General features: G+C 74.8%; 26 protein-coding genes. 7 read left to right on the top strand and 19 right to left on the bottom strand.

The genetic code is table 11. The features are described 5' to 3' along the window. Nucleotides 1-86: 86 nt before the first annotated feature. Nucleotides 87-1,313 carry a D-alanyl-D-alanine carboxypeptidase family protein gene (locus DQ241_RS04170; RefSeq protein WP_113828820.1) on the top strand — a complete coding sequence of 409 codons (1,227 nt, stop codon included), beginning with the start codon at nucleotides 87-89 and terminating at the stop codon, nucleotides 1,311-1,313. Here DQ241_RS04170 and DQ241_RS04165 read toward each other — a convergent pair. The 4 genes from DQ241_RS04165 to hisC all read right to left on the bottom strand — a co-directional run bounded on the left by DQ241_RS04165 (nucleotide 1,234) and on the right by hisC (nucleotide 4,919). Further along, a complete protein-coding gene (locus tag DQ241_RS04165; RefSeq protein WP_233492190.1) occupies nucleotides 1,234-2,163 on the bottom strand; it encodes a YihY/virulence factor BrkB family protein in 930 nt (309 codons plus the stop codon). The two genes, DQ241_RS04170 and DQ241_RS04165, sit on opposite strands and share 80 nt — an antisense overlap. 17 nt (nucleotides 2,164-2,180) lie before the next feature. Next, nucleotides 2,181-2,717 carry a 2'-5' RNA ligase family protein gene (locus DQ241_RS04160; protein WP_113828818.1) on the bottom strand — a complete coding sequence of 179 codons (537 nt, stop codon included), beginning with the start codon at nucleotides 2,715-2,717 and terminating at the stop codon, nucleotides 2,181-2,183. Beyond that, nucleotides 2,714-3,733: a tryptophan--tRNA ligase gene (trpS, locus tag DQ241_RS04155; protein WP_113828817.1), complete on the bottom strand. Its 1,020-nt coding sequence runs from the start codon at nucleotides 3,731-3,733 to the stop codon at nucleotides 2,714-2,716. The genes DQ241_RS04160 and trpS overlap by 4 nt, the downstream gene beginning before the upstream one ends. A gap of 64 nt (nucleotides 3,734-3,797) precedes the next feature. Beyond that, nucleotides 3,798-4,919: a histidinol-phosphate transaminase gene (gene hisC / locus DQ241_RS04150; RefSeq protein ID WP_233492189.1), complete on the bottom strand. Its 1,122-nt coding sequence runs from the start codon at nucleotides 4,917-4,919 to the stop codon at nucleotides 3,798-3,800. Nucleotides 4,920-4,963: 44 nt separating this feature from the next. On the opposite strand from hisC, the gene galE reads away from it, so the two are divergent. After that, the gene (galE, locus tag DQ241_RS04145; RefSeq protein ID WP_113828815.1) at nucleotides 4,964-5,917 is read left to right on the top strand and encodes a UDP-glucose 4-epimerase GalE; all 954 of its coding nucleotides are present in this window, start codon (nucleotides 4,964-4,966) and stop codon (nucleotides 5,915-5,917) included. On the opposite strand, the gene DQ241_RS04140 is transcribed toward galE, so the two are convergent. Continuing rightward, the gene (locus DQ241_RS04140; RefSeq protein ID WP_113828814.1) at nucleotides 5,914-7,248 is read right to left on the bottom strand and encodes a hemolysin family protein; all 1,335 of its coding nucleotides are present in this window, start codon (nucleotides 7,246-7,248) and stop codon (nucleotides 5,914-5,916) included. The two genes, galE and DQ241_RS04140, sit on opposite strands and share 4 nt — an antisense overlap. A gap of 199 nt (nucleotides 7,249-7,447) precedes the next feature. Between DQ241_RS04140 and DQ241_RS21035 the strand changes: the two genes are divergently transcribed. Beyond that, complete coding sequence (locus tag DQ241_RS21035; protein WP_233492188.1) at nucleotides 7,448-8,395, top strand: CAP domain-containing protein; 948 nt, start codon at nucleotides 7,448-7,450, stop codon at nucleotides 8,393-8,395. A gap of 58 nt (nucleotides 8,396-8,453) precedes the next feature. Here the strand turns inward: DQ241_RS21035 and DQ241_RS04130 are convergent, their stop codons facing one another. The 5 genes from DQ241_RS04130 to DQ241_RS04110 form a co-directional block, all read right to left on the bottom strand. Beyond that, a complete protein-coding gene (locus tag DQ241_RS04130) occupies nucleotides 8,454-9,284 on the bottom strand; it encodes an endonuclease domain-containing protein (protein ID WP_233492187.1) in 831 nt (276 codons plus the stop codon). A gap of 251 nt (nucleotides 9,285-9,535) precedes the next feature. Beyond that, nucleotides 9,536-10,750: an NADP-dependent isocitrate dehydrogenase gene (locus DQ241_RS04125; RefSeq protein WP_113828812.1), complete on the bottom strand. Its 1,215-nt coding sequence runs from the start codon at nucleotides 10,748-10,750 to the stop codon at nucleotides 9,536-9,538. Nucleotides 10,751-10,847: 97 nt separating this feature from the next. Beyond that, nucleotides 10,848-11,801, bottom strand: a complete 954-nt coding sequence (gene mdh, locus DQ241_RS04120; protein WP_113828811.1) for a malate dehydrogenase — start codon at nucleotides 11,799-11,801, stop codon at nucleotides 10,848-10,850. Nucleotides 11,802-11,857: 56 nt separating this feature from the next. Further along, nucleotides 11,858-12,157, bottom strand: a complete 300-nt coding sequence (locus DQ241_RS04115; RefSeq protein ID WP_113828810.1) for a DUF3017 domain-containing protein — start codon at nucleotides 12,155-12,157, stop codon at nucleotides 11,858-11,860. A 2-nt stretch (nucleotides 12,158-12,159) separates the two neighbouring features. Beyond that, nucleotides 12,160-13,020: a bifunctional methylenetetrahydrofolate dehydrogenase/methenyltetrahydrofolate cyclohydrolase gene (locus DQ241_RS04110; protein WP_113828809.1), complete on the bottom strand. Its 861-nt coding sequence runs from the start codon at nucleotides 13,018-13,020 to the stop codon at nucleotides 12,160-12,162. A 77-nt stretch (nucleotides 13,021-13,097) separates the two neighbouring features. Between DQ241_RS04110 and DQ241_RS04105 the strand changes: the two genes are divergently transcribed. Continuing rightward, complete coding sequence (locus tag DQ241_RS04105) at nucleotides 13,098-13,646, top strand: hypothetical protein (protein ID WP_113828808.1); 549 nt, start codon at nucleotides 13,098-13,100, stop codon at nucleotides 13,644-13,646. Nucleotides 13,647-13,649: 3 nt separating this feature from the next. On the opposite strand, the gene DQ241_RS04100 is transcribed toward DQ241_RS04105, so the two are convergent. The 7 genes from DQ241_RS04100 to sucC all read right to left on the bottom strand — a co-directional run bounded on the left by DQ241_RS04100 (nucleotide 13,650) and on the right by sucC (nucleotide 20,930). Next, a complete protein-coding gene (locus DQ241_RS04100) occupies nucleotides 13,650-14,285 on the bottom strand; it encodes a pentapeptide repeat-containing protein (RefSeq protein ID WP_113828807.1) in 636 nt (211 codons plus the stop codon). Further along, nucleotides 14,282-15,835, bottom strand: a complete 1,554-nt coding sequence (gene purH / locus DQ241_RS04095; RefSeq protein ID WP_113828806.1) for a bifunctional phosphoribosylaminoimidazolecarboxamide formyltransferase/IMP cyclohydrolase — start codon at nucleotides 15,833-15,835, stop codon at nucleotides 14,282-14,284. Before purH ends, DQ241_RS04100 begins: the two co-directional genes overlap by 4 nt. Next, nucleotides 15,832-16,443: a phosphoribosylglycinamide formyltransferase gene (gene purN, locus DQ241_RS04090; protein ID WP_113828805.1), complete on the bottom strand. Its 612-nt coding sequence runs from the start codon at nucleotides 16,441-16,443 to the stop codon at nucleotides 15,832-15,834. The genes purH and purN overlap by 4 nt, the downstream gene beginning before the upstream one ends. Nucleotides 16,444-16,467: 24 nt before the next feature. Then, complete coding sequence (locus tag DQ241_RS04085) at nucleotides 16,468-17,661, bottom strand: DUF6350 family protein (protein WP_147252322.1); 1,194 nt, start codon at nucleotides 17,659-17,661, stop codon at nucleotides 16,468-16,470. Between the two features lie 124 nt (nucleotides 17,662-17,785). Beyond that, entirely contained in the window at nucleotides 17,786-18,703 is a 918-nt protein-coding gene (locus DQ241_RS04080) for a hypothetical protein (RefSeq protein ID WP_113828803.1), read from the bottom strand. Between the two features lie 157 nt (nucleotides 18,704-18,860). Further along, entirely contained in the window at nucleotides 18,861-19,739 is an 879-nt protein-coding gene (gene sucD, locus DQ241_RS04075; protein ID WP_113828802.1) for a succinate--CoA ligase subunit alpha, read from the bottom strand. Nucleotides 19,740-19,769: 30 nt separating this feature from the next. Beyond that, nucleotides 19,770-20,930 (bottom strand): ADP-forming succinate--CoA ligase subunit beta, encoded by a 1,161-nt coding sequence (gene sucC / locus DQ241_RS04070; RefSeq protein WP_113828801.1) that lies wholly within the window; start codon nucleotides 20,928-20,930, stop codon nucleotides 19,770-19,772. A 158-nt stretch (nucleotides 20,931-21,088) separates the two neighbouring features. Here sucC and DQ241_RS04065 point away from each other — a divergent pair, with 158 nt between their 5' ends. Continuing rightward, complete coding sequence (locus tag DQ241_RS04065) at nucleotides 21,089-22,945, top strand: CocE/NonD family hydrolase (protein WP_113828800.1); 1,857 nt, start codon at nucleotides 21,089-21,091, stop codon at nucleotides 22,943-22,945. Between the two features lie 7 nt (nucleotides 22,946-22,952). Here DQ241_RS04065 and DQ241_RS04060 read toward each other — a convergent pair whose 3' ends face one another. Then, nucleotides 22,953-23,360 carry a cobalamin B12-binding domain-containing protein gene (locus tag DQ241_RS04060; protein ID WP_113828799.1) on the bottom strand — a complete coding sequence of 136 codons (408 nt, stop codon included), beginning with the start codon at nucleotides 23,358-23,360 and terminating at the stop codon, nucleotides 22,953-22,955. A gap of 10 nt (nucleotides 23,361-23,370) precedes the next feature. Then, a complete protein-coding gene (locus DQ241_RS04055; protein ID WP_233492186.1) occupies nucleotides 23,371-24,414 on the bottom strand; it encodes a hypothetical protein in 1,044 nt (347 codons plus the stop codon). Between the two features lie 181 nt (nucleotides 24,415-24,595). On the opposite strand from DQ241_RS04055, the gene DQ241_RS04050 reads away from it, so the two are divergent. Continuing rightward, a complete protein-coding gene (locus DQ241_RS04050) occupies nucleotides 24,596-25,489 on the top strand; it encodes a triacylglycerol lipase (protein WP_113828798.1) in 894 nt (297 codons plus the stop codon). A gap of 205 nt (nucleotides 25,490-25,694) precedes the next feature. Next, nucleotides 25,695-26,519 (top strand): M23 family metallopeptidase, encoded by an 825-nt coding sequence (locus DQ241_RS04045; RefSeq protein ID WP_113828797.1) that lies wholly within the window; start codon nucleotides 25,695-25,697, stop codon nucleotides 26,517-26,519. Nucleotides 26,520-26,670: the final 151 nt, after the last annotated feature.

The raw sequence follows: 26,670 nt of genomic DNA, 5'->3' as shown, positions 1-26,670 counted from the left end.
GACGGGTGACGGGTGGGTGTCCTGCGTCACGCGGGACGGCGCTCCGGGGCGGCGGCGTCACCCCCGGAGGCCTAGGTTCGCCAGCCATGGGACGACGGCGCCGGGTGCGCGCCCTGCTGACGGCGGCGCTGGTCGGGTGCGTCGTCGTCCTGCCCGCCACCGGCGCGCACGCCGAGCAGCCCCGGCCGACCGCGGATCCCGGAGCACCCACCCCCACCGCGCCGCGGACCGCGCCCCCGCCGCAGGGGTCGGCGCCGGACGGCAGCACCGTCGGCGGCGAGCGGCTGGGCACCCGGGGCCAGGTGGTGGCCGCCGGCGCGCCACCGCTGCCGGACGGGCTCGCCGCCTCCGGCTGGCTCGTCGCCGACGCCGGCAGCGGGGCGGTGCTGGCCGCCCGCGACCCGCACGGCCGCTACTACCCCGCCAGCACGCTCAAGACGCTGACCCTGCTCACCCTGGCGCACCGGCTGGACCCGGCCGCCGTCGTCGTCGGCACCGCCGAGGAGGAGCAGGTGGAGGGCAGCCGGGTCGGGCTGGTCACCGGCGGCGAGTACCCGGTACCGCTGCTCCTCCGGGCGCTGATCCTGCAGTCGGGCAACGATGCGGCCACGGCGCTGACGCGTGCCGCCGGCGGGACCGACGCCGTGGTCGCCGCGATGACGAGCACCGCCGAGTCGCTGGGCGCCTACGACACCGTCGTCGGCCACCCGTCGGGGCTGGACGTCGCCGGGCAGTCGACCTCCCCCTACGACCTGGCCCTGTTCTTCCGCGCCCTCGTCGAGGACCCGCTCACCGCCGAGGTCCTCACCACGCCCACCGCGCAGATCCCCGAGGTGCCCGGCCGCGCTCCCGGCTTCCAGATCCAGAACCAGAACCCGCTGGCCGGCTACCCCGGCACGCTGGGCGGCAAGACCGGCTTCACCGACGCCGCCCGGCACGCCTTCGTCACCGGAGCCGAGCGCGACGGCCGCCGCCTGGTGGTCAGCGTCCTCGACACCGAGAACGAGCCGCTGCGGGCCGCCGACCAGGCGCGGCTGCTGCTCGACTGGGGCTTCACCGTGCCGGCCTCCGCGCGGGAGGTGGGCCGGCTGGTGCGCCCCGGCGACCTCGCCGCGTCGACGCCGGCGCCCGCGCCGTCCGCTGCGCCCACCCCGGATGCGGCTCCCGCCGCGACCGCCGAGGACGACGACGGGGCGGCACCGCTGCTGGCCGGGCTGGCCGGCGGCGCCGTCGTCATCGCGGGAGCGGCTCTGGCGCGGCGGCGGTGGGCGCGGCGTCGAACCGCCGCAGGGTCGCCGTCCACGCGGCGGTGAAGAAGGCGAACCGCGCCACCACGTTGATCCAGACGAGCAGCCCGACGGCGCCGCCGAACGCCGAGGCCGTGACGCTGTCGGAGATCAGCGCCAGGTAGTAGCCGCCGACCAGCTTGAGCACCTCGAAGCCGGCCGCGCCGAACAGCGCACCCAGCAGCAGCGCGCGCAGCGGGTGGGACACCGAGGGCACCACCCGCAGCAGCCACAGGAAGACGACCACGTCGGCCCCGATCGCCAGCGCGACGCCCACCACCCAGGTGAGCAGCCCGTAGCCGGGCTCATCGGCCAGCCCCAGCCAGTCGAGCACGTGCGAGGTGGCCTGGGTGGCCGCCCCGGTCAGGCCGAGGCTGAGCAGGCCGACAGCACCGAGCGCCACCAGCGCCACGACGTCGGCGATGTTGTCGCGCAGGACATCGGGCTCGTCGACCCGGCCCTTCCAGATCTGCTCCATGCCGATGCGCAGCTTGTCGATGGTGCGCAGCCCGGCGTAGACGAAGCCCACCAGGCCGATCAGCCCGACGACCCCCGCGGAGTCGATGGCGTCGTCCAGCTGCTCGGCCAGCCGCCTCCCCAGGCTCCCGGGGAACGCCTCGCGGATCGAGTCGTACAACTCCTGCTGCAGGAGCGCGTCACCCGCAAGGAACAGGCCGACGACGGACGCGACGAGCAGCAGGACCGGGAACAGGCCGAGGAAGGCGAAGTAGGTGACGGCGGCGGCCAGCAGGTCGCCCTGGCTGCGCTGGTAGCGACCGCCGGCGCGGGCCAGGTGGTCGAACCACCGCCAGCGGCGGCGCAGGTCGGTGATCCCCCGTTCCACCGCCGACCAGACCCGGGCCGTCCACGCGCGCACCGCCCGAGTCTGGGGCCTTACGCCGGCGGCGGCCCGGTGAGCGGGTACTCGTGGGCGATCGCCCAGGCGCCGCCCGGCGTCTGCTCGAACTCGGTGAAGTGGCCGACGTGGAACTCCGCCTGCAGGTCGGCCAGCCCCGCGTAGGCGAGCTCCAGCATGTCGGGGTCGACGTCGTGGGCCACGGTCACGTGCGGGTGGTACGGGAACGCCAGCTCGCGCTCGAGCGGGCCGGACCGCACGTCGTTGGCGATCAGCTCGCAGTTGCCGATGCCCCGGGCCACCGCGATGAACACCACGTCGGAGACCGGCTTGAACGTGCCGGTGCCCGACAGGTGCATGTCGAAGGCGGCGTGCCGCCGGGCGACGTCGGCCAGGTGCGCGCTGACGGCGGAGCGCTCGGCCACCGGCACCTCGGTGGGCGGCAGCAGGGTGACGTGCGGCGGCACGAGGTTGGCCTGCGGGTCGCCGACCTTGGCGCGCCAGTCGACCAGCAGCTGGGCCCACGGCTCCGGGACGGCGACGACGACGCCGATGACCGTCGTCTCGTCGGTCACGCGGGCGCTCCCGGGGCGAGGAAGCCCACCTTGTCGTAGACGTCGGCCACCGTGCGGGCGGCGACCTCCCGTGCACGGGCGGCGCCGGCGGCCAGCAGCCGCTCCAGCTCGGCGCGGTCGTCCAGCAGCTCCTGCGTGCGGGCGCGCACGGGGGTGACGAAGTCGGTGACGACCTCGGCCAGCTCCTTCTTGAGGTCGCCGTAGCCGCGGCCGGCGAAGTCCTGCTCCAGCTCCGGGATCGTGCGCCCGGAGAGCGCGCTGTGGATGGTCAGCAGGTTGCTGACGCCGGCCTTCTCCGCCGGGTCGAAGACCACCTCGCGGCCGGTGTCGGTGACCGCGGACCGGATCTTCTTCGCCGTCACCTTCGGGTCGTCGAGCAGGAAGACGCAGCCGGCCGGCGGCAGGCTCTTGCTCATCTTCTTCTCCGGCGACTGCAGGTCCATGATCCGCGCGCCGGCCTCGGGGATGAACCCGGAGGGCACGGTGAAGGCCTTGCCGAACCGGTTGTTGAACCGGGTGGCGACGTCGCGGGTCAGCTCGAGGTGCTGCCGCTGGTCGTCACCCACGGGCACCTGGTCGGCCTGGTAGATCAGGATGTCGGCGGCCATGAGCACCGGGTAGGTGAACAGCCCGACCGAGGAACCGTCGGTGCCCTCGCGCTGGCTCTTGTCCTTGAACTGCGTCATCCGGCTCGCCTCGCCGAACCGCGCGATGCACTCGAGCACCCAGGACAGCTGCAGGTGCTCCGGCACGTGGCTCTGCACGAACAGCGTGCTGCGGGACGGGTCGACGCCCAGCGCGAGCAGCTGGGCCGCCGAGGCCAGCGAGTTCCGCCGCAGCTCCTCGGGGTCCCAGTCCGCCGTGATCGCGTGCAGGTCGACGACGCAGTAGAAGGTCTCGGCGGCGTCCTGCAGGGCCACCCACTGCCGCACCGCACCCAGGTAGTTGCCGAGGTGGAAGGAGCCCGCCGTCGGCTGGATGCCGGAGAGGACACGGGGAAGAGGCACGTCCGCCATCAAACCAGCCGACGGGCCGCCGCGTTCCGGCCTCCCCCGTTCCGTGGCCCCTCCGGGGGACGGCTCAGCGCGGGACGGCGACCCCGCGGACGTCGTCCAGGACGGCGTCGAGCGCGGCCAGGAACGCGTCGTCCTCCTCGGGCGCGCCGATGGTCACCCGCACGCCCTCACCGGCGAACGGACGGGTGATGACCGCCCGCGCCTCGAGTGCCGCGGCCAGGGGGGCCGCCTGCTCGCCGACCGGCAGCCAGACGAAGTTGGCCTGGCTGTCGGAGACCTCCAGGCCCCGCTCGCGCAGCGCGGCGGTCAGCCGGCCGCGCTCCTCGACGACGGCCGCGCAGCGGGCGCGGACCTCGTCCTCGCTGGCCAGGGCGGCGACCGCGGCGGCCTGGGCCACCATCGAGACGCTGAACGGCACGTGCGTCTTGCGCACCGCCTCGGCGACGGCGGGGTCCTCGGCCAGCAGGTAGCCCACCCGGAGCCCGGCCAGGCCCCACGCCTTGGAGAACGTGCGGAGCACCGCGACGTTGGGCCGGCCGCGCATCAGCTCCACGCCGTCGGGGACGTCGGGGTCGCTGACGAACTCGCGGTAGGCCTCGTCCAGGACGACGAGCGTGCCGGCGGGGACCGCGTCGAGGAACCGCTCGAGCTCCGCCCGCCGCACCGCCGTCCCCGTCGGGTTGTTGGGGTTGCAGACGAAGACCAGGCGGGTGGTGTCGTCGATGGCGGCGAGGAGGGCGTCGAGGTCGTGGGTGTCGGCCGGCCCGCCGGGCCGCCCGGGCACGAGCGGCACCTGGATCGCGCGGGCGCCGGCCACCCGCGCCAGCAGCGGGTACATCTCGAAGGAGCGCCAGGCGAAGGCGATGCTGGAGCCCGGGTCGTTGTAGGCCTGCGCCAGCTCCTGGCACAGGGTGACCGCTCCGCAGCCGGTGGCGACCTGCGCCGGGTCCACGCCGTAGCGCCGCGCGAGGGCATCCGTGAGGACCACCGCCCCGTTGTCGGGGTAGCGGTTGGTCTCGGCCGCGGCCGCGGCGACGGCCTGGACGACGGCCGGCAGGGGCGGGAACGCCACCTCGTTGCTGGCCAGCTTGATCGCCCGGTCCACGCCGATCTCACGGGCCAGGTCGGCGGGGTTGCGGCCGGGCTTGTAGGCCGGCAGGGCCTGCACCGCCGGGCGTGCGATCACCACGGAACCTCGGACCTCCTCCGCGCCACCCCTAGGGTGGCGGTATGCGCGTTCTGGTCGCCGGTGGGGCCGGCTACATCGGCAGCGTAGTGACGGCCGCCCTGCTGGCCGGCGGTCACGACGTCACCGTGCTCGACGACCTCTCCACCGGGCACGCCGACGCGGTGCCGTCGGGCGCCACCCTGGCGGAGGTCTCGCTGCACGACTCGGCTCCCGTGCTCGCCGAGGTCCGGCCGGACGCGGTGCTGCACTTCGCGGCGAAGTCGCTGGTCGGTGTCTCGCAGCAGCAGCCCGAGGACTACTGGCACACGAACGTCGGTGGGTCGCTGGCGCTGCTGGAGGCGATGCGGGCGGCCGGCTGCCGGCGGATCGTCTTCTCCTCCACGGCCGCGACGTACGGGGAGCCCGACGTCGTCCCCATCCGCGAGGACTCCCCCACCCGCCCGACGAACACCTACGGCGCCTCCAAGCTCGCCGTCGACCACATGCTGACCTCCTACGCCGTGGCCCACGGGTTCGCCGCGGTGAGCCTGCGCTACTTCAACGTGGCCGGCGCCGCGTTCGGGCTCGGCGAGCGGCACGCCACCGAGACGCACCTCATCCCGCTCGCGCTGCAGGTCGCGGCGGGGCAGCGCCAGTCGCTCACCGTCTACGGCCGCGACTACCCGACGCCGGACGGCACCTGCATCCGCGACTACGTGCACGTCGAGGACCTCTCCGACGCCCACCTGCTGGCCCTGCCGGCCCCGGCGGACGGCGAGCACCGGATCTACAACCTCGGCAACGGCCGCGGCTTCTCGGTGCAGGAGGTGGTCGACGCCGCCCGTGAGGTGACCGGGCACGAGATCCCGACGGTCGACGGCGACCGCCGCCCGGGTGACCCGGCGCAGCTGGTGGCCTCCAGCGACCGCATCCGCGCCGACCTCGGCTGGACGTCGCGGCACACCGACCTGGTCGGCATCGTGCGCGACGCCTGGGAGGTCGCGCGGTCCCGCTAGGTGGTCGCCGCCTCGCCGTCCTCGTCCGCGCCGTCCTCCGCGGCCGACGTCGGCGGCGGGTCGACCCGGAGCCGTGCGATCCGGCGCCCGTCGAGCTCGAGCACGGTGATGGGCCGGCCCTCGACCTCGATCGAGTCGCCGACCTCGGGGAGCCGGCCGAGCTCGGCCAGCACGAAACCGGCGGCGGTCTCGTAGGGGCCCTCGGGCAGCTCCAGCCCGGTGGACTCGGTGAAGTCGTCGAGGTTGAGCAGCCCGTCGACCTCGCGCGGGGCGTCGGGCGCGGGACGGGACTCGGGCTCGACCTCGGCGTCGTACTCGTCGTAGATCTCCCCGATGACCTCCTCGATGAGGTCCTCGAGGGTCACGATGCCGTCGGTGCCGCCGTACTCGTCCACGACGATGGCCAGGTGCTGGTTCTCCCGGCGCATCTCGGACAGCGCGGTCAGCACGGCGGCGGTGCCGGGGAGCCGCTTGACCTCGCGGGCCAGGTCCCCGACGGTCGCGGCGCGGCCGGCCGGGTGGCTGGGGAGGAACAGGTCGCGCACGTGCACGAAGCCGACGACGTCGTCCTCGTCGCGGCCGGACACCGGGAAGCGCGACCAGTTCGAGTCCGCGACCAGCTTGGCCGCCCGGCTGGCGGTCATCGAGGCGTCGAGGAAGCCGACCTCGGTGCGGGGCGTCATCACCTCGCGCACCTCCCGCTCGCCGGCGCGGAACACCTCGTCGATCAGCCGGCGCTCGTCGCTGCTCAGCGACTCGTGCGCGGCCACGAGGTCGCGCAGCTCCTCCTGGCTGATCGACTCACCGCTGGCCTTCGGGTCACCGCCGAGCAGCCGCACCAGGCCGTTGGTGGACTTCGACAGCAGCCAGATGACCGGCCGGGAGAGCTTGGCGATCGCGTTGAGCGGCGCGGCGACGATGAGCGAGAAGCCCTCGGCCCGCTGCAGGGCCAGCCGCTTGGGCGTCAGCTCGCCGACGACCAGCGAGACGTAGCTGATCGCGATCGTGACCAGGACCAGCGCCAGCGTGCCGGACAGCCCCTCGCTCATCCCCCGCGTCTGCAGCCAGTCGGCCAGCGGCTGGGAGAGCGTGCTCGCACCGAAGGCCGCGGAGAAGAAGCCGGCGAGGGTGACGCCGACCTGGACGGCGGCGAGGAACTGGTTGGGGTCCTTGAGCAGCCTCTGGACCGCCAGCCCCCGGCGGCCCTGCTCGGCCATGGCGCGCACCTGGGACTCGCGCAGGGAGACCAGGGCGATCTCCGCGCCGGCGAAGGCACCGCCGATCATCACGAAGACGACGACCATGACGATGTTGAGCCATACGTCGCTCACCGGCGGCGTGCTCCTCGGGGATTCCGGGTTCGGGTGGACGGGGTGGAGCCCCTCCATGGTGCCTGGTCGCACGCCGCCCGGCCGGGGCGCGCACCGCTCCACGACCCTGCGGGGTGGAGAAGTGACTCAGGTCTCGTGAACTCTCGGTAGTTCATCCCTTACGGTTGGTCTCGACTTGATAACGAAAAGTGATCATGCCGTGGAGTTCCCTGTGCGTCACCGTTCTTCCAGCCCCTCGCTCGCCGCGCGCCTGGCCGCCCCGGGCCTCCGCGCCCGGCGCCTGATCGGCGGCGCGCTGCGCGGTCGCGCCGGCCGGCTGGGTCTCGGCCTGGTGCTCGTCCTCGCCGTCACCGGTCTGGTGCTCGCGGCTCCCGTGGTCTCCGGGGCGCAGGACGCCGACGTCGCCCTCGACTCGTCGTCGTCCGCGTCGTCGTCCGCGTCGTCGTCCGCGGCGCCCAGCAGCTCGCCGGTGGTCATGGGCATCGACGGCAAGCCGACGTCGTCCCACTTCGCCAGCGCGTCCGCGTCGGTGACCGTGACCCCCGAGGGCACCCGCACCGAGGCCACCGGCCGGGGACCGGCCAACCCGGACACCGGCGCGGGCTCACCCAGCGCGCCGGTGCCCCCGGCCGAGACCACCGCCGCGCCGGCTCCGGCCGAGACGCCGGCCGCGACGGTCGAGGAGCCGGCCCCCGCACCCGCACCCGCGCCTGCTCCCGACCCCGAGCCGGCGCCCGCGCCCGCGCCGGCTCCGGTGGCCGCCGCCGTCCCTGCGGGCGGGGCGCGCGAGAGCCAGGTGCTGGCCATGGTCAACCAGGAGCGGGCGGCCGTCGGGTGCGGGGCCGTGTCGGCCGACGCGGGGCTGGCCCGCGTCGCCGCCGCGCACAGCGCCGACATGCGCGACCGCGGCTTCTTCGCCCACACGAACCTGTCCGGGCTGGATCCCTTCGACCGGGCGCGGGCGGCCGGCCTCTCGGCCCGCGCGGAGAACATCGCGCAGGGCCAGCCGGACGCCGCCGCGGTGATGGACGCCTGGATGAACAGCTCCGGGCACCGGGCCAACATCCTCGACTGCAGCCTCACCCGGCTCGGTGTGGGCATCGCCGACGGCGGCGGCGGCCCCTGGTGGACCCAGCTCTTCGGCTGACCCGCACCATCGCGCCGCAACTGCGGGGAACGTGCCCCTCCGGCAGCGGCGCCAGGGACTACTTCCCTGCAGTTGCGGCGCGGATCAGCGCCCGCACCCGCCGGACCAGCGTGACGGGTTCCCGGAGGTCGGCGGCCGTCACGTGGAGGACGGTCCAGCCGGCGGCCGTCAGCCGGTTGAGCCGACGGCGGTCCGCCGCGAACTGGCCGTCCTCGGCGTGCCAGGCGCCGTCGTACTCGATCGCCAGGCGGAGCTCGGGATAGGCCAGGTCCACCCGGCCCGCGAACTCACCGCCCGGCCCGCGCACCACGTGCTGCGGCACCGGCGGGAGGCCCGCCAGCGTCAGGATCACGCGGAGCCGGGACTCCGGCTGCGACTCCGCCCGCCGGTCCGCGAGCTCCACCGCCCGCCGGGCCTGCACCGAGCCCCGGCCGCCGCGCGCCGCGGCCGCAGCGCGCAGCGCGGCGTCCCCGACGACGCCGGCGCGGAGCAGGACGTCGAGCGCGGGGACCGCCTCGAGCAGCGGCTCCCACCGGGCGATGTCGAGCGCCGTGCGCAGCCCCGTGGTGAACCGCCAGCCGTCGGACTCGACGACCTCGGACGGCGGCACGACGACGCGGCGCACCCGCATGCCCTGGACCGGCCCGCACCGCTCGCCGGCCGGCAGCGTCGCCTCGACCGGGCCGGCGCGGTCGGCCAGTCCGGTCGCCCCGTGCAGGTAGGCCGCCGTCCGCCCGCTGAAGACGGCGCCCGGTGGCAGCAGCAGCCGGGCGCCCCGGATGCGGACGCCCAGGGAGTCCGGGAGCCGGGCGTCGGCGTACACGCCCCGGAACAACCGGCGCCAGGCGGAGCTGCGCAGAGCGCCGGGCGTCAGGATGCCGTCCGCCACGACATCACGCCCGCGGAACACGGCGCCACGCAGGGCTTCCGGGCGCTGAGCGGCGGGCACCGGAAGAGCGTGCCCGACCGGGCGGTGTCGCCGCGGTCGTCGTCCACAGGCAGCAACTGCGGGGCACTTGCGCCTCCGACGCCGGGCGGAAGGACAACTTCCCCGCACGAGGCGTGCGGCGACGGCCCCGGAACGCGCAGCGGCCCCGGCACCCGGGAGGGTGCGGGGGCCGCCGTGCGTCAGTCGCTACGTCAGGCCATGGCCTTCTGCAGGTTGCTGTCGATGGCCGCCAGGAAGTCCTGGGTGTTCAGCCACGGGCTGTCCTTGGAGATCAGCAGCGCGAGGTCCTTGGTCATCTGACCGCCCTCGACGGTCTCGATGCAGACCCGCTCGAGGGTCTCGGCGAACCGGGTGACCTCGGGCGTGCCGTCCAGCTTGCCGCGGTGGGCCAGGCCCCGCGTCCAGGCGAAGATCGACGCGATCGGGTTGGTCGAGGTCTCCTTGCCCTGCTGGTGCTGCCGGTAGTGGCGGGTCACCGTGCCGTGGGCGGCCTCGGCCTCGACGGTGCGGCCGTCGGGGCTCATCAGCACCGAGGTCATGAGGCCCAGCGAGCCGAAGCCCTGCGCGACGGTGTCGGACTGGACGTCGCCGTCGTAGTTCTTGGCGGCCCACACGTAGCCGCCCTCCCACTTGAGCGAGGCCGCGACCATGTCGTCGATGAGCCGGTGCTCGTAGGTGATGCCGGCGGCGTCGAACTTGTCCTTGAACTCGGCCTCGAAGACCTCCTGGAACAGGTCCTTGAAGCGGCCGTCGTAGGCCTTGAGGATCGTGTTCTTGGTGGAGAGGTAGACCGGGTAGCCGCGCTGCAGGCCGTAGTTCATCGAGGCCCGCGCGAAGTCGCGGATCGACTCGTCGAGGTTGTACATCGCGAGCGCGACACCGGCGCCCGGCGACTGGAAGACCTCGTGCTCGATGGGGGCCGAGCCGTCCTTCGGCGTGAAGGTCACCGTCAGGGTGCCCTCGCCCGGGAAGCGGAAGTCGGTGGCGCGGTACTGGTCGCCGAAGGCGTGACGGCCGACGACGATCGGCTTGGTCCAGCCCGGCACCAGGCGCGGGACGTTCTGCATGATGATCGGCTCGCGGAAGATGACGCCGCCGAGGATGTTGCGGATCGTCCCGTTCGGGGACCGCCACATCTTCTTGAGGCCGAACTCCTCGACCCGCGCCTCGTCCGGCGTGATCGTGGCGCACTTGACGCCGACGCCGTGCTTCTTGATGGCGTTCGCGGAGTCGATGGTGATCTGGTCGTCGGTCGCGTCGCGCGACTCGATGCCCAGGTCGTAGTACTCGAGGTTCACGTCGAGGTACGGGAGGATCAGCTGGTCCTTGATGAACTGCCAGATGATCCGCGTCATCTCGTCGCCGTCGAGCTCGACGACGGTGCCCTCGACCTTGATCTTGCTCACGTCAACTGCTCTCTCTCTGCGGTGGTGATCTCCTCGAACGGCCCCTTCCCGGGCCCCACCCCGAGCGTGCGAGGGGCGGGGAGGAAGGGGTCCTTCCTCAGAGGTCTGCGATGTCGGCCTGCTTGGCGCGGACGGCCTCGGCGGCCTCCCGCAGCCCGGCGAGCTCGCTGTCGGACAGGTTTCCTTCGACGACCCGGCGCACGCCCTCGCGCCCGATCTCGGCCTCGACCCCCAGGTAGACCCCGGAGATGCCGTACTGGCCGTCGACCCAGGCGCACACCGGCATGACCGCGCCGGAGTCCTCCATCACGGCCTTCGCCATGCGGGCGGCGGCCGCCGACGGCGCGTAGTACGCCGAGCCGGTCTTGAGCAGGGCCACCACCTCGGCGCCGCCGTTGCGGGTGCGGTCGACCAGGTGGGCGATGCGGTCGGCCGCCAGCACGTCGGTCAGCGGCTTCCCGTCGACGGTGCACCGGGAGGGCACCGGGACCATGGTGTCGCCGTGCGAGCCGAGGGTCAGCGTCTGCACCGAGGCGACGGGGACGCCGAGCTCCTCGGCGACGAAGTTGGTGAAGCGCGCGGTGTCGAGCATGCCGGCCTGGCCCATGACCCGTTCCTTCGGGAAGCCGGTGGCCAGCTGCGCGAGCGCGGTCATCTCGTCGAGCGGGTTCGAGACGACGATGACGACGGCGTCGGGCGAGGTGCGGGCGATGTTCTCGGAGACGTCCCGCACGATCTTCGCGTTGGTCTCGATGAGGTCCATGCGGCTCATGCCGGGCTTGCGCGGCAGGCCGGCGGTGACGACGACGACGTCGGACCCCTCGGTGCCCTCGTAGGAGCCGCCGCCGACACCGACCACGCGGGTCTCGAAGCCCTCGATCGGGCGGGACTGGTTCATGTCCAGCGCGAGCCCCTCGGGCTTGCCCTCGACGATGTCGGTCAGCACGACGGTCTTGAACGTGTCGTACTCGGCCAGACGCAGAGCGGTGGTGGAGCCATAGAAGCCGGCCCCGACGACGGTGACCTTGCCCTTCCTGGACTTCTCTGCCATGGCCGCCAACCTAGCCCGGAGGGCGCCCTTCCGCCTCAGCGGGTCGCTCGCCGGGGTCAGGCGGCGGGGATGGCGAGGGCGATGCCGGTGAGCGCCACGCCGGCCCCGGCGAGCAGCACGACGTCCACCGGCCGGCTGCGGACGGCGAGGAAGCCCAGCCGTCGGACCGGGAGCAGCAGCCGCAGCAGCGCCGCGGCCACCAGCGCCAGCCCCATGACCACGAGCCCCATGCGCCAGCGCTCGAGGGTGACCAGGAACAGGCCCAGGCCCACCACCGCGAGCACGGCCAGCAGCGGGAGCTGCCGGACGAGCCCGGCCAGGAACGGCCGGCGGACGTAGAGCGGCGGGCGGGTCACGGTCAGCCGGCCGCCGCGGCGGCCCGCTCCGCCGCGAGGACGACGTTCTGCAGCAGCATCGCCCGCGTCATCGGACCGACGCCGCCCGGGTTGGGGGCCACGAAACCGGCGACGTCGAGCACGTCCTTCGCCACGTCACCCGCGATCTTGCCGTCGACCCGGCTGACGCCGACGTCCAGGACGGCGGCGCCCGGCTTGACCATGTCGCCGGTGATCAGCCCCGGCACCCCGGCGGCGGCGACGACGACGTCGGCCTGCCGCACGTGCGCCGCGAGGTCGCGGGTGCCGGTGTGGCACAGCGTCACGGTGGCGTTCTCCGACCGCCGGGTGAGCAGCAGGCCGAGCGGGCGGCCCACGGTGATCCCGCGGCCGACGACGACGACCTCGGCACCGGCGATCGGCACCCCGTAGCGGCGGAGCAGCTCGACGATCCCGACCGGCGTGCACGGCAGCGCCCCGGGCACGTTGAGCACCAGCCGGCCGAGGTTGACCGGGTGCAGGCCGTCGGCGTCCTTGGCCGGGTCCATCGCCTCGAGGACGGCCGACTCCGACACCTGCGGGGGCAGCGGCAGCTGGACGATGTAGCCGGTGCACGCGGGGTCGGCGTTGAGCTCGGCGACGACGGCGAGGACCTCGTCCTGGGTCGCGGACGCCGGCAGCTCGCGCTGGATGCTGGCGATGCCGACCTGCGCGCAGTCGGAGTGCTTGGCGTTCACGTACCAGCGGCTGCCCGGGTCGTCGCCCACGAGCAGGGTGCCCAGCCCCGGCCGGTGACCGGCCGCGGTCAGCGCCGTCACGCGCTCGGTGAGCTCGGTGCGGATCGCCGCCGCCGTCGCCTTGCCGTCCAGGATCGTCGCGGGCACGCCGGACAGTGTGCCCGAGACGCCGTCGCGGCCCTACGCTCGGTGCTGACGGCACGTCACCCCGCGGAAGGTGCGCCATGACCGAGCGCGACCAGTCCCCTGCCGGCGCGAGCCCCTACGGCGCCGCGCCCCCGCCCGCCGGTCCCCCGTCGGACCCGACCGCGCCCGCCTACTCCGCCGAGCCGGTCGCCTTCCGCGGACCCGAGAGCCTGGGCGGGCTGCTGCTCATCCTGGCCGGCATCGCGGCGGCGATCAGCCTGCTGCTGGAGTGGCTGGCCGACCGCGACGTCACCGGGTGGGACCTCGTCAGCGACGCGTTCGACGACCTCGGCGGCATCTTCGACGACGGCGGCTGGCAGCCCCTGGCCGTCGTGCTGGGCGGCGGCGTGCTGCTCGTCCTCGGCATCCTCATGTGGCTGCCGGCCCGCACGCACCGCTTCCTCGGCCTGCTGGGGCTCGTCGTGAGCGGCGTCGTGGTCGCCGCCTGCGTGGTGCCGCTGTCGGACGCCGACTGGGACCTCGGCTTCTTCGGGCCGGGCTTCTGGTGCGCGCTGGCCGTCGCCGTCCTCGGGGTGCTCGGCAGCCTCAAGGCGCTGCTCACCGGCCCCCGCTACGCGACGAGGTAGCGCTCAGCCCTCGACGCGGGCCCCGTGCGCGCGGGCGAACTGCACCGCCTGCGCGAGGTCGAGCTGCACGTCCGTGAGCTCGAACGAGCGCCAGTTGACCTCGTCGGTGGAGGCGCCGCGCAGGTCCGCGCCGGCCAGCTTCGCCCCCTGCAGCCGCGCCCGGTCGAGGTCGGCGAAGCCGAGGTCGGTGCCCCGCAGGTCGGCGTCGGTGAGGTCGGCCTCGCGGAACCGCTGCCGCGACAGGTCCAGCGCGGACAGGTCCACCCCGCGCAGCGAGGTCCACGACCAGTCGCACCCGGTCGCGGTCATCGGCCGCAGCTGGGCGCCGGGGAACTGCGAGCCGGTGAGCTTGCAGCCGTCGAAGGTGGTGTCGAACAGCCGAGCGCGGTCGAAGCGGCAGGAGAGGAACGCCGTCCCCAGGTGCCGGGAGCCGCCGAGCCGGACGCCGGTGAGCACGCACTCCTCGAACACGCAGCGCCGGGTGACCAGCTCCTCCAGCCCGGCGTCGTCGAACCGGCACCGGGTGAATGTGACGCCGTCGAGCTCGGCGCCCCACCAGTCGACGCGGGCGAAGTCCTCCCCCTCGACGTGCGCGCCCGGGTCCGGCGGCCGCACGTGCGGCCGGGGCGAGTGCCTCAATGGGCGAAGTGGCGGGTGCCGGTCAGGTAGAGCGGCACGCCGGCCGCGGCCGCCGCGGCGACGACCTCCTCGTCGCGCACCGACCCACCGGGCTGGACGACGGCGCGCACGCCGGCGTCGAGCAGCACCTGGAGCCCGTCGGCGAAGGGGAAGAAGGCGTCGGAGGCGGCGACCGAGCCCGCGGCCCGCTCCCCCGCCCGCGCGACCGCCAGCCGGGCGGAGTCCACCCGGTTGACCTGGCCCATGCCCACGCCCACGGTGGCGCGGTCGTGGGCCAGCAGGATCGCGTTGCTCTTCACCGCGCGCACCGCCCGCCAGGCGAAGACGAGGTCGTCGAGCCCCGCGGCGTCGAGCGGCTCGCCGGTGGCCAGCGTCCACGTCGTCGGGTCGTCGCCGGCGGCGTCGATCCGGTCGGCGGTCTGCAGCAGCAACCCGCCGCTGATCGGCCGCAGCTCCGCACCGGCCCCCGGCAGGTGCGGCAGGCGCAGCAGGCGGATGTTCTTCTTCCCGGTCAGCACGGCCAGCGCGTCGTCGGTGAACGACGGCGCGACGACGACCTCGGTGAAGATCTCGGCCACCTGCTCGGCCATGGTCAGGTCGACCTCGCGGTTGGCCGCGATCACGCCGCCGAAGGCCGACAGCGGGTCGCAGGCGTGCGCCTTGCGGTGCGCGGAGGCGATGTCGGGGCCGACGGCGATGCCGCACGGGTTGGCGTGCTTGATGATCGCCACGCAGGGGTCGGCGTGGTCGTGCGCGGCCCGCCAGGCGGCGTCGGTGTCGACGTAGTTGTTGTAGGACATCGCCTTGCCGTGCAGCTGCTCGGCGTGCGCCAGGCCGGGCGCGGCCGCACCCCGGTACAGCGCCGCGCCCTGGTGCGGGTTCTCCCCGTAGCGCAGCACGTCGGCCCGCTCCCAGCTCCCGGCGACCCACTCGGGGAAGTCGCTGCCCGGGTCGGGCGCCAGCACGCTGCCCATCCAGGAGGCGACGGCGATGTCGTAGGAGGCGGTGTGCCGGAACGCGGCGACCGCGAGCCGCTGCCGCTCCGCGAGCGTGAAGCCGCCCTCGGCCACCGCGGCCAGGACGTCGCCGTACCGCGCCGGGTCGACGACGACCGCGACCGACGGGTGGTTCTTCGCCGCGGCGCGGACCATCGCCGGGCCGCCGATGTCGATCTGCTCCACGCACTCGTCGGGGCTCGCGCCCGAGGCGACGGTCTCGGTGAAGGGGTAGAGGTTGACGACGACGAGGTCGAAGGCCGCGACGCCGAGCTCGGCCAGCTGAGCCACGTGCTCGGGCTTGCGCCGGTCGGCCAGGATGCCGGCGTGCACCGCCGGGTGCAGGGTCTTCACCCGGCCGTCGAGGCACTCCGGGAACCCGGTGACCTGCTCGACGGGCGTCACGGGGACGCCGGCGTCGGCGATCCGGCGGGCGGTGGCGCCGGTGCTGACCAGCTCCACCCCGGCGGCGGCCAGCCCGCGGGCCAGGTGCTCGATGCCGCTCTTGTCGTAGACGCCCAGCAGGGCGCGGCGGATGGGCGTGCGCTCGGTCATCGGTCGCTCTTCCTCGTCTGTCCGGAGGTGACCAGCGCAGCCACCGTCGTCACCAGGAGCTCGCGCTCCACGTCCTTGATCCGCTCGTGCAGGCGGGCCTCGTCGTCGTCCGGGAGGACCGGTACCTCGCGCTGGGCCAGCACCGGCCCGGTGTCGACACCCGCGTCGACCAGGTGCACCGTCGACCCCGTGACCGTCGCGCCCGCGGCCAGCGCGTCGCGCACCGCGTGCGCGCCCGGGAACGCCGGCAGCAGCGCGGGGTGGGTGTTGATCAGCCGGCCGCCGAACGCCTCGAGCACGGCGGGACCGACGATCTTCATGAACCCGGCGGAGACCACCAGGTCGGGCTCGAAGGCAGCGATGGCGGCCGCCAGCGCCCGGTCCCAGGCGGCGCGGTCGGGGTGCGCCGGCAGCGGCTCGACGAAGGTCGGGACGCCGCGCTGCCGGGCGTGCTCGAGGCCCGGCGCCTCGCGGTCCGCGCCCACGGCCACGACGTCGGCCGGGTACGCGGGATCGTCGGTGGCGGCCAGCAGGGCGGCGCACAGCGAACCGGCGCCGGACAGCAGCACGACGACCCGGGCCCGCGCAGGAGGCAGCGGGGCAGGCACGACGCCGACCCTATAAGGACGCCGTCAGGGGCGAGCGCGCCACCGGCCGACCGCGGCCGCCACGGCCGCGGCGATCCCCGCCTGGGCGGCCACCGCGAGGGCGGTGGACAGCGGCGGCGCCCCGACGGTGCCCAGGGCGCCGTCGCCCAGCGAGCCGCCCGCGATCCAGACCAGGACGCCGGAGGCTGCGCCGAGCAGGGCCCCGGCGAGCAACCCGACCAGGCCGGCCACCACCGAGCCGCCGTCCTCCGGCCGGAGCCGCCGGCCGACCGTCGCCCCGGCCACCAGGCCGGCCAGCGCCGGGACGGCCTGGGACGCGAACGCCAGCAGGGGCACCGCCTGGGTGTCGGGCAGCGCCGCCAGCAGCGGCAGGGCGGGCACGGGGGCGAGCGTCACCCCGTGCACCGAGACGAGCGTCCCGGTGCCGACGGAGAACCCCGGTCCCGCGGCCAGACCGAGCACGGCGGCCGCCGCGTTCGGCAGCAGCAGCAGGCTGAGCCCGAGCAGGCCGACCGCCCCTGCCCCCGCTCCGCCCAGCGATCCGGACAGCGCGGCGTAGCCGTCGGCGTCGGCGGCCAGCGCCACGGCGACGACCGCGGTGCAGAGCGCGAGGGCGGCGAGCAGACCGGCGAGCACGCCGCGCAGCAGCGGCCGGACCGCCCCGGGCAGGCGGTCCAGGGCGACGTCGAGCAGGCCGGACTCCCGCCACACGCCCCACCCGGCGGCGGCCAGCGCGAGCAGGACCGACCCCGCCAGCGTGCGGCCGAGCGAGACGCGGGCTCCGGGGTCGGCGAGTGCGAGGGCGACCCCGACGGTGAGGACGACGTGCGTGGTCACCAGGACCCCGGCGGCGCGCACGGCGTCCCGGGACTCGTGCAGGTCGCCGAGCTGCACCACGGCTCGGCCGGCGCGGGAGAGGCCCCAGGCGATGCCGAGGGTGAGCAGCAGCGGCGCCAGCACGATGGGCCCGGAGGCCACCGTGATGCCGGCTCCCTGGGCGAGCAGCCAGAGCCGGCCGGCCAGCGCGATCGAGCTGCCGGTCGAGAGACCGCCGGTGGGGTCGAGGGTCGAGACGACGCCGACGGCGAGCGACAGACCGGCGAGCCCGGCCAGCGTCACGGCGGCTCCCGCGGCGAGGGCCAGCCAGACCATCGGCAGCCGTCGGCCGTCCCCGACGTCCGGACCCGTGCGGGGCAGGCGTGCGAGCAGGGAGACCACGTCCTCCACTGTCGCAAGCGCCGGCGGCGGATCGACGCCGCACGCGCCGGGCGGACGCGATCCGGTGCGCCACGCCACCGGGCGGGCCGGACGTCGTCAGCGGGCTGTGATCAGCCCGCCACGCTCAGCCGCCGGAGCCGCCGGTCGCGGGCGGTGGTCCCTGCGGCGGCCCCTCCGGCGGGGGCGCCTGGGCGGGCGGCGGCGGTGGGAGGGGTTGCCCGTACGGCTGCGGCGACGGCGGCTGCTGCCAGGACCCCTGCTGCCACGGCTCCTGCGGGCCGGTCGGGGGCGGGCCCGCCTGACCCGGGGGGCCGAACGCCGGCCCGGGCCGGTTGACCCACTGCGCCGCACCCGCGACCGCACCGGGGACCTTCGCCCGGTTCCGCAGCGCCGGCAGCAGCGACAGCACCGCGGCCACCAGCAGCGCGAGCGACGTGAGCAGGGTCAGGAACGCCATGACGCTGAACGAGCCGCCGTCGAGGCCCTCGGCGACCTGCCCGTCGAGCGTGAGCGTCTGGACCCAGGTGGTGAAGGTGAGCACGAAGGCCAGGCCGGTGAGCAGGACGGCGACGCCCTCCCGCGGGAACGACACCTGGACCACGTGGCCCTTGCCGAGGGCCGGGAGGAGGGCCCACACGGCGGCGAGGACGAGCAGCACCCACGCGCACACCACCAGCGCGGACGAGTACCCGATCGAGACGGCGAAGGGGAAACCGAAGAACTCCGAGGAGACCGAGCTGTCGAAGCCGTTGACCGAGACGGGGCTCTCGTCGCTGCTCATCCACGGCAGCAGCGCGAAGAGCAGGTAGAGCGCCGCGCCGCCCAGGAGCACCCAGTCGACCACCCGGGGACGCCGCCGGGCGGACGCCGGCGGCACCGGCGGGGGCGCGTTCCAGCCACCGGGCCGGCCGGCCGGTGCACCGTACGGCTGCCCAGGAACGCCGTGGGGCTGCTGGCCGTACGGCTGCTGCCCGTAGGGCTGGCCGTAGGGCTGCTGCCCCTGCGCCGGGTCGTAGCCGCCCGGTGGCGGCTGGCTGGTCATCCCGCGGCGCTCCTCGGTTCGTCGTTCGATCGGTGTGCGCATCGTCGGGCGCGGTCCCCGGGTGCGCAAGGCGCCGGGCGGGTTCGTCACCCGGCGGGACGCCGCTGCCCGGCACCCCGCGAGGGGGTACCGGGCAGCGGTGGACGTGCTCGGGCGGTCAGGCGCCGACGAGCTCGCGCATGAGCGTGGCGGTCTCCGAGGGGGTCTTGCCCACCCGGACGCCCGCGGCCTCGAGGGCCTCCTTCTTCGCCTGCGCCGTGCCGGCCGAGCCGGACACGATCGCACCGGCGTGGCCCATGGTCTTGCCCTCGGGGGCGGTGAAGCCCGCGACGTAGCCGACGACCGGCTTGGTGACGTTGGCCTTGATGAAGTCCGCGGCGCGCTCCTCGGCGTCGCCGCCGATCTCGCCGATCATCACGATGGCCTCGGTCTCCGGGTCCTCCTGGAAGGCCTGGAGGGCGTCGATGTGCGTGGTCCCGATGACCGGGTCGCCGCCGATGCCGATCGCGGTGGAGAAACCGATGTCCCGGAGCTCGTACATCATCTGGTAGGTCAGCGTGCCCGACTTCGACACCAGGCCGATCTTGCCCTGCTTGGTGATGTTGGCCGGGATGATGCCGGCGTTGCTGCGCCCGGGGCTGATCAGGCCGGGGCAGTTCGGGCCGATGATCCGGGTCGAGCCACCCTGGGCGTGCGCCCAGAAGTAGGTCGAGTCGTGCACCGGGATGCCCTCGGTGATGACCACGGCGAGCCCGATCTGGGCGTCGATGGCCTCGATGACGGCGGCCTTGGCGAACGGCGGCGGCACGAAGATGACGCTGACGTCGGCCCCGGTCTCCTTCATCGCCTCGGCGACGCCGCCGAAGACGGGCACGCTGGCGCCGTCGAAGTCGACGCTCGTGCCGGCCTTGCGCGGGTTCACGCCACCGACGATCGCGGTGCCGGAGGCGAGCATGCGCTGCGTGTGCTTGCTGCCCTCCGAGCCGGTCATGCCCTGGACGATGACCTTGCTGTTCTCGTTGAGGAAGATCGACATCTGCTGTGTCCTAGTCCGGAGTCGGGGCGATCAGGCGGCGAGCTCGGCGGCCCGGCGCGCGGCGCCGTCCATCGTGTCGACCACGGTCACCAGCGGGTGGTTGGCCTCGGCGAGGATCCGGCGGCCCTCCTCGACGTTGTTGCCGTCGAGGCGGACGACGAGGGGCTTGGTGGCCTCGTCACCGAGGATGCTCAGCGCGGAGACGATGCCGTTCGCCACGGCGTCGCAGGCGGTGATGCCCCCGAAGACGTTGACGAACACGCTCTTCACGGCCGGGTCGCCCAGGATGATGTGCAGCCCGTTGGCCATGACCTCGGCCGAGGCGCCGCCGCCGATGTCGAGGAAGTTGGCCGGCTTGACGCCGCCGAACTCCTCACCGGCGTAGGCGACGACGTCGAGGGTGCTCATGACCAGGCCGGCGCCGTTGCCGATGATGCCGACCTCGCCGTCGAGCTTGACGTAGTTGAGGTCCTTCTCCTTGGCGGCGGCCTCGAGCGGGTCGGCGGCGGCCTTGTCCTCCAGGGCGGCGTGCTCGGGGTGCCGGAAGCCAGCGTTCTCGTCGAGGGTCACCTTGGCGTCGAGGGCCAGGACGGTGCCGTCCGGCGCCTTGGCCAGCGGGTTGACCTCTACCAGGGTGGCGTCCTCCTTGCTGAAGACGTCCCACAGCTGCACGGCGATCGCGATGACCTGGTCGCGCACCTCGGGGGCGAACCCGGCGGCGTCCACGATCTCGGCGGCCTTGGCGGCGTCGACGCCCTTGCTGGCGTCGACGGGGATCCGGGCCAGGGCCTCGGGGCGCTCGACGGCGAGCTGCTCGATCTCCATGCCGCCCTCCTTCGAGGCCATGGCCAGGAAGGTGCGGTTGGAGCGGTCGAGCAGGTAGGAGAAGTAGTACTCCTCGGCGATGTCGCTGGCCTGGGCCACCATCACGCGGTGGGTGATGTGCCCCTTGATGTCCAGCCCCAGGATGTCCTGGGCGCGGGCGCGCGCCTCGTCGGCGTCGGCCGCCAGCTTGACGCCGCCGGCCTTGCCGCGGCCGCCGGTCTTCACCTGCGCCTTGACGACGACCTGGGTCCCGATCTCGCGGGCGATCGCCTCCGCCTGCTCGGGGGTCTCGGCGACGCCGCCGGGGAGCACGGGCACGCCGTGCGAGGCCAACAGGTCACGGGCCTGGTACTCGAAGAGATCCACGAACAGGCACCGTAGCCCTGCCGTAACCCGCCCGCCGCTCCGGGCGTTGAGGTGGTGGGCCCGTCGTGGTTGGCATCACACGATTCCTCACCCGATGGCGGCAGATCGGACGCCGGACCCGCCGCACCGCCGCCGCACGCCGACGACGAGGAGCCCCTGTGCGCCGATCCGCGACCGCCCTGCTCAGCGCTGCCGTGACCGCCGGGGGGACGGTCGCCCTCGCCCCACCGGCCGCCGCCGACATGGCGCCGCGCGACCTCACCATCACCGTCACCGGGCTGGGGCCGGAGAACCGGACCTGCCGGATCGACGCCGACCTGTACGTGCCGGCCGGGGTGGACGCCGCGCACCCGGCGCCCGCGCTGCTGGCGACCAACGGCTTCGGCGGCACGAAGGCCGACCAGGCCGACCTCGCGCAGGGGTTCGGTGAGCACGGCTACGTCACGCTCTCCTACACCGGCCTCGGCTTCGTCGACGGCGACCTGTGCCCCATCACCCTCGACGACGTGGAGCACGACGGCGCCGCCGCCGGCCAGCTGCTGCGCTTCCTGGGCGGCGACCCGTCGATCGAGGCGGTCGACGACGCGACCGGCGAGCGGGTCGTGGTGGACCAGGTCGTCCGGGAGGACCGGCCGCGCCGGGGCCGCCCACCGGTGCACGATCCGCAGGTCGGCATGCTCGGCGGCTCGTACGGCGGCCAGATCCAGTTCGCGGCCGCGGCGGCCGAGCGCCGGGCGGGGACCGACCGCCTGGACGCCATCGTCCCCTCGATCACCTGGAACGACCTGGCCTACTCGCTGGCCCCGGAGAACAGCGGCCTGCCCGGCGGCACGGCGGCGTCCGGCTCGCTGCGGTCGTCGTCGGCCGGCGTCTTCAAGTACCAGTGGGCGGCGTTGTTCACCGCGCTCGGCGCGATCAACGGGGCGCAGGACCTCGCCGCCCTGCGCGATCCGGCGCGCTGGCAGGCGTTCGCCCGTACCACGTGCGTGAACTTCGAGCCCGAGGTGTGCCGGGCGCTCGCCGAGGTGGCACTGCAGGGCCACCCCAGCCAGGCGTCGATCGACTTCCTCCGCTCCAACTCGGTGGCGAGCTACGTGGACCAGGTGCGGGTGCCGGCGCTGCTGGTGCAGGGTCAGGCCGACACGCTGTTCAACCTGCAGGAGTCGGTCGCCACCTACACGGCGCTGCGGGAGCAGGGCACGCCCACCGCGCTGGTCTGGCAGTCCTCCGGGCACAGCGACTCCACGTCGGCCCCCGGCGAGATGGACCTGCGCCACCCGCAGGACAGCTACCTCGGCGCCCGCGCCCTGGCCTGGCTGGACCACCACGTGCGCGGCCTCGGCCCGGAGCCGGCGACGGACTTCTCCTTCCACCGCGACTGGGTGCAGGCCGCCGGCGGCTCGATCAGCGAGGCCTACGGGGTCGCGCCGACCTACCCCCTCGGGCGCGAGCTGACCTACCACCTGTCCAGCACCGCGCCGGGCGGTGGCGATCTGGTGCCCGACCAGCGGCAGGTGCGGCGTGGCACGAGCGGCTACGGCAGCGCGGGGCCGTTCGGGCCCAACTACACCGAGACGTCGTTCCTCGACCAGACCGGGCCGGTCACCGACCCGGCCGGGACGGCCGTCCGGTTCGCCACCGAGCCGCTGGCCCGGCCGCTGGACGTCGTCGGCTCCCCCCGGCTGACCGTGCAGCTCGGCTCGCCGGCCGTCGCGGCCACGCAGCTCGGTGGTCCCGGTGGGCAGCTGGTCGCGTACGCGAAGGTCTACGACATCGGGCCCGACGGCGCCGTGGAGCTGCCGAACCGGCTGATCTCCCCGGTGCGGATCGGGGACGTGACCCGCCCGGTCACCATCGAGCTGCCGGGCATCGTGCACCGCTTCGCCGCGGGCCACCGGCTGGCGGTCGTGCTCGCCGGCGGCGATCTGGCCTACCGCGGAGCCACGCTCCCGCAGCCGGTCACGATCACCACCGGGGCCGGCGCCGTCCAGTCGCTGACGGTGCCGGTCGCCTAGGCCGGGTTCACGTGCCGGCGGGGGTCCCCACGTGCGTCCGCACCCAGTCGACGATGTCGGTGGTGGTGGCCCCCGGCGTGAAGATGCGGGTGACGCCGAGGCGCTCGAGCTCGGGGATGTCCTCGTCCGGGATGATCCCGCCGCCGAAGACGACGACGTCGTCGACGCCGCGCTCGCGCATGAGCTCGGTCAGGCGCGCGAACAGCGTCATGTGCGCCCCGGAGAGGACGGACAGCCCGACCGCGTCGGCGTCCTCCTGCACCACGGTCTCCACGATCTGCTCCGGCGTCTGGTGGAGGCCGGTGTAGACGACCTCCATGCCCGCGTCGCGCAGCGCGCGGGCGACGACCTTGGCGCCCCGGTCGTGCCCGTCGAGGCCCGGCTTGGCGATGACCACCCGGATGCGTTCGTCCACGGCAGGCAGCCTAGTGACCTGCGCTACGCCGGAGCCGCCAGGCGAGTGCGGTGAGCGCGACGTAGGCCAGGCCGGCCACGACCAGTCCCCCGCCGGGCAGCGTCCAGTCGAGCTCGTCGCTGGCGAGCGCGTCGCGCCAGCCGGTCAGCCCGGCGGTCAGCACCGCCACCGAGAGAGCCAGCAGCCCACCCACCACGGCGAGCCGCGGCCGCAGCGACGGGGCCACCACCGAGCAGAGCACCACCGCACCGGCGAGCAGCAGCCCGCCCAGCAGCGCCAGCCCGGGGCGCTCGAGCAGCGCCTGCGGGCCCTCTCGGGTCACCACGACGACGAGGCCGGTGGCCGGGTCGGTGACGAGGTCGTCCGGGACGTCGGCCGCCGGCAGGGAGAGGCACAGCACGGTGCCGACGCCGAGCAGCACGGCCGCCCCCGCCAGCACGCCGCGCACCGGGTCGAGCGGTCCCCCGTCGTCCATCACCGTCCGCCCCCAGGCGGAGACGGCCAGCGCGCCCGCCGCCACGGTCAGGCCGAGCGCCGCGACCCCCAGCAGCCAGCCCGGGCCCCTCGCGATCCCGCTGGTCAGCACGAGCTCCCCGGCCAGCACCTCGACGGCGGGGCGGGAGGTCGACGTGCTGCCGCGGTAGAACTCGATGAGCAGCTGGCCGAGGGCGAGCGCGCCGCCCACGGCCGCGTAGGCGAGCCCGAACTTCGGAACCGCGCCCCGGGCGAGCACGACGCCCACCGCGACGGTGACGAGCGGCGCGAGCAGCGCGACGAGGGCGCTGCCGAACCCGCCCGCGTGCGCCAGCGAGCGCCCGTCCACCTCGAGGTACGTGGGGAACGCCGCCGCCGCGCCGAGCAGCCCGGCGAGGACCAGCAGGACGCCGGTCAGCCGCGCCGCCGGGGGGACGGCGCCCACCACGAGCCCGTCGCGGGCGGCCGGCGGCTGCGCCGGACCGGCGGCGCCACGGCCGGACGGCCGCGGGGACGGGCGGGTGCGCGACGACCGGGCCCGGTCGCGGGCGGCCCCGGTGCGGGCGTCGCGGGCGGCCACGCGGTTCCCCCTTCTCCTTCGATCACGAACCGGCCTCGATGGCCGACCCGCGGGGGGCGTCTGTGTGACACCCGCCACACACGGGTATTACCGTCGGGTGAACGGAGCACAGGAGCGTGCATCCGCCACCGGCACGGTCGAGCCCGGGCACCGCCGGTGGGAACAGACGGGGAGGAACGTCATGCGCCCATCGAGCACCCCGGGCTCCCGACCAGAGTCGCACACCGACGGCTCCGCGGAGGGCGCGCCACGAGCTGTGCTCCGGGCGCTCTGCAGCCCCGCGACGCTGGCCGGCGGGCTCACCGAGCTGGCCTGGGTGGGCGCGCACGTCCTCATGTACCCGCTCGGGACCCGCACCGAGCAGCTCCGCCCCGACCCGCGCTCCCGCCCCGGCAGCCAGTCCCCCGCCGCCCGCGCGCTCTTCGCCGCCGATCCGCTGGCCGCCCGCACCCCCGTGCTGCTCGTGCACGGCCTGGTCGACAACCGCTCGATCTTCGCGGTGATGCGCCACCGCCTCCGGCGACGCGGCTTCGGCTCCGTCTGCTCGTGGAACTACAGCCCGCTGCTCCGCGACGTCGCCCGCGGGGCGCAGGAACTCGGCGAGCACGTCGAGCAGATCTGCGCCCGGACCGGGCACGACCGCATCCACGTGGTCGGGCACAGCCTCGGCGGCCTGATCGCCCGCCACTACGTGCAGCGGCAGGGAGGCGACCGGCGCGTGGACGCGCTGGTCACCCTCGGCACGCCGCACGGCGGATCGCTGCTGGCGCACGCCCTGCCGACGCCGATGGTCCGCCAGCTCCGACCCGGATCGCCCGTCCTCCGCGAGCTGGCCGAGCCGGTGCAGCGGTGCGACACCCGGCTGACGGCGATCTACAGCGACCTGGACCAGATGGTCCTGCCCACCAGCGCGGGCCGGTGCGACCACCCCGACCTCGGGGCGCGCAACGTGCTGGTCCGGGGCGTGGGGCACATGTCGCTGCCGATCCACCGCGGGGTGCTCGACGAGGTGGCCATGACCCTCGCCGGCGCCGAGCGCACGCCGGCCCCCGCCCCGATCCGCACCGTCGCCTGACGGTCGTCATCACGACCTGTAGACATCGCGACACGTCGCGCCAGGTGCTTGGTCGGGCCCTGACGCATCGTTACGGTTCGATCACGGCGCCGGTGACCACCGGCGGGTGACCGCCCGCGGGCGACCACCCTCCAGCCGCCGCCGCTCCCCCGGCGGAACGCCGTCCGGCGCCCGACCGCGGGAGCGCTCGTCGGGAAGGTGCGCCGTGTCTCGCAGCAGTGCGCCCCACGTGCTCGACCGTCCTGCGGTCGAGCGGGCCGCCCTCGCGCGACCGCTCATCCCCCGGCCCCGCGCCGCGGCAGCGGCAGCCGAGGCCGAGCCCCCCACCGAGGCCGCCCCGCTGCCCGAGAGCACCGGGTCCCGGACGCGCCGCCTCCGCCTCCCCCAGCCCCCCGGCCGCCGCGCGCACCTCTGGTTCACCGCGCTCGTGGCCGGCGCCCTGCTGGCCGCCGCGCCCGCCGTGCTCGGCACCGGCGGGGACGAGGTCACCGTGTCGGCCTCCGACCTGGGCCTCGGCGTCGCGACGGACGTCAGCTTCAGCGGCGGGGTCGACGACGCCGGCGTCCGCCGCGGCATCACCGAGGCCGAGGCGCAGGCCCGCCTGGGCGAGCTCGCCGCCTCCCGCGCCGCCCGCGCGCCGAAGACCGTCCTGCCGGTCACCGGCCGCCTCACCACCTGCTTCTGCAAGCGCTGGGGAACCATGCACTACGGCCTGGACCTGGCCGCACCCCTCGGCACCCCGATCTACGCGGCCAGCGACGGCGTGGTCATCAAGGCCGGCCGCGCCTCCGGCTACGGCAACGCCGTCTACATCCAGGACGCCGACGGCAACGTGCACATCTACGGGCACATGCGCTACTACAACGTCTCCGCCGGCGACATCGTGCACGCCGGCGACCAGATCGCGAAGGTCGGCAACGAGGGCCAGTCCACCGGGCCGCACCTGCACTACGAGATCCACCGCGGCGGCATGGACGGCCGCCCGACCGACCCCAAGGTGTGGCTGGCGGAGCGCGGCGTCGGGCTGTGATTCCTGTCGGCCTCCGGCCGACACCGCGGCCAGGTGCCGTTCCCCTCCTGCTTTGAGCCGTGCTTGCTCGCTCGTCGGCGACCCTCCGGGCCCTGACACCGTCGTCCTCCGGAAGACCGCGGCCACGTGCCGTCCCGACACCGCTGAGCCG

Source organism: Blastococcus sp. TF02A-30 (genome assembly GCF_003319185.1).
Lineage (GTDB): Bacteria > Actinomycetota > Actinomycetes > Mycobacteriales > Geodermatophilaceae > Blastococcus.
This window is presented reverse-complemented; position numbering and strand designations above follow the sequence as displayed.

Excerpts from the sequence above, each read along its gene's own strand:
- DQ241_RS04170 (WP_113828820.1), top strand. The coding sequence starts at position 87 with ATGGGACGACGGCGCCGGGTGCGCGCCCTGCTGACGGCGGCGCTGGTC.
- trpS (WP_113828817.1), bottom strand. The coding sequence starts at position 3,733 with ATGGCGGACGTGCCTCTTCCCCGTGTCCTCTCCGGCATCCAGCCGACG.
- galE (WP_113828815.1), top strand. The coding sequence starts at position 4,964 with ATGCGCGTTCTGGTCGCCGGTGGGGCCGGCTACATCGGCAGCGTAGTG.
- mdh (WP_113828811.1), bottom strand. The coding sequence starts at position 11,801 with ATGGCAGAGAAGTCCAGGAAGGGCAAGGTCACCGTCGTCGGGGCCGGC.
- DQ241_RS04105 (WP_113828808.1), top strand. The coding sequence starts at position 13,098 with ATGACCGAGCGCGACCAGTCCCCTGCCGGCGCGAGCCCCTACGGCGCC.
- purH (WP_113828806.1), bottom strand. The coding sequence starts at position 15,835 with ATGACCGAGCGCACGCCCATCCGCCGCGCCCTGCTGGGCGTCTACGAC.
- DQ241_RS04080 (WP_113828803.1), bottom strand. The coding sequence starts at position 18,703 with ATGACCAGCCAGCCGCCACCGGGCGGCTACGACCCGGCGCAGGGGCAG.
- sucD (WP_113828802.1), bottom strand. The coding sequence starts at position 19,739 with ATGTCGATCTTCCTCAACGAGAACAGCAAGGTCATCGTCCAGGGCATG.
- DQ241_RS04050 (WP_113828798.1), top strand. The coding sequence starts at position 24,596 with ATGCGCCCATCGAGCACCCCGGGCTCCCGACCAGAGTCGCACACCGAC.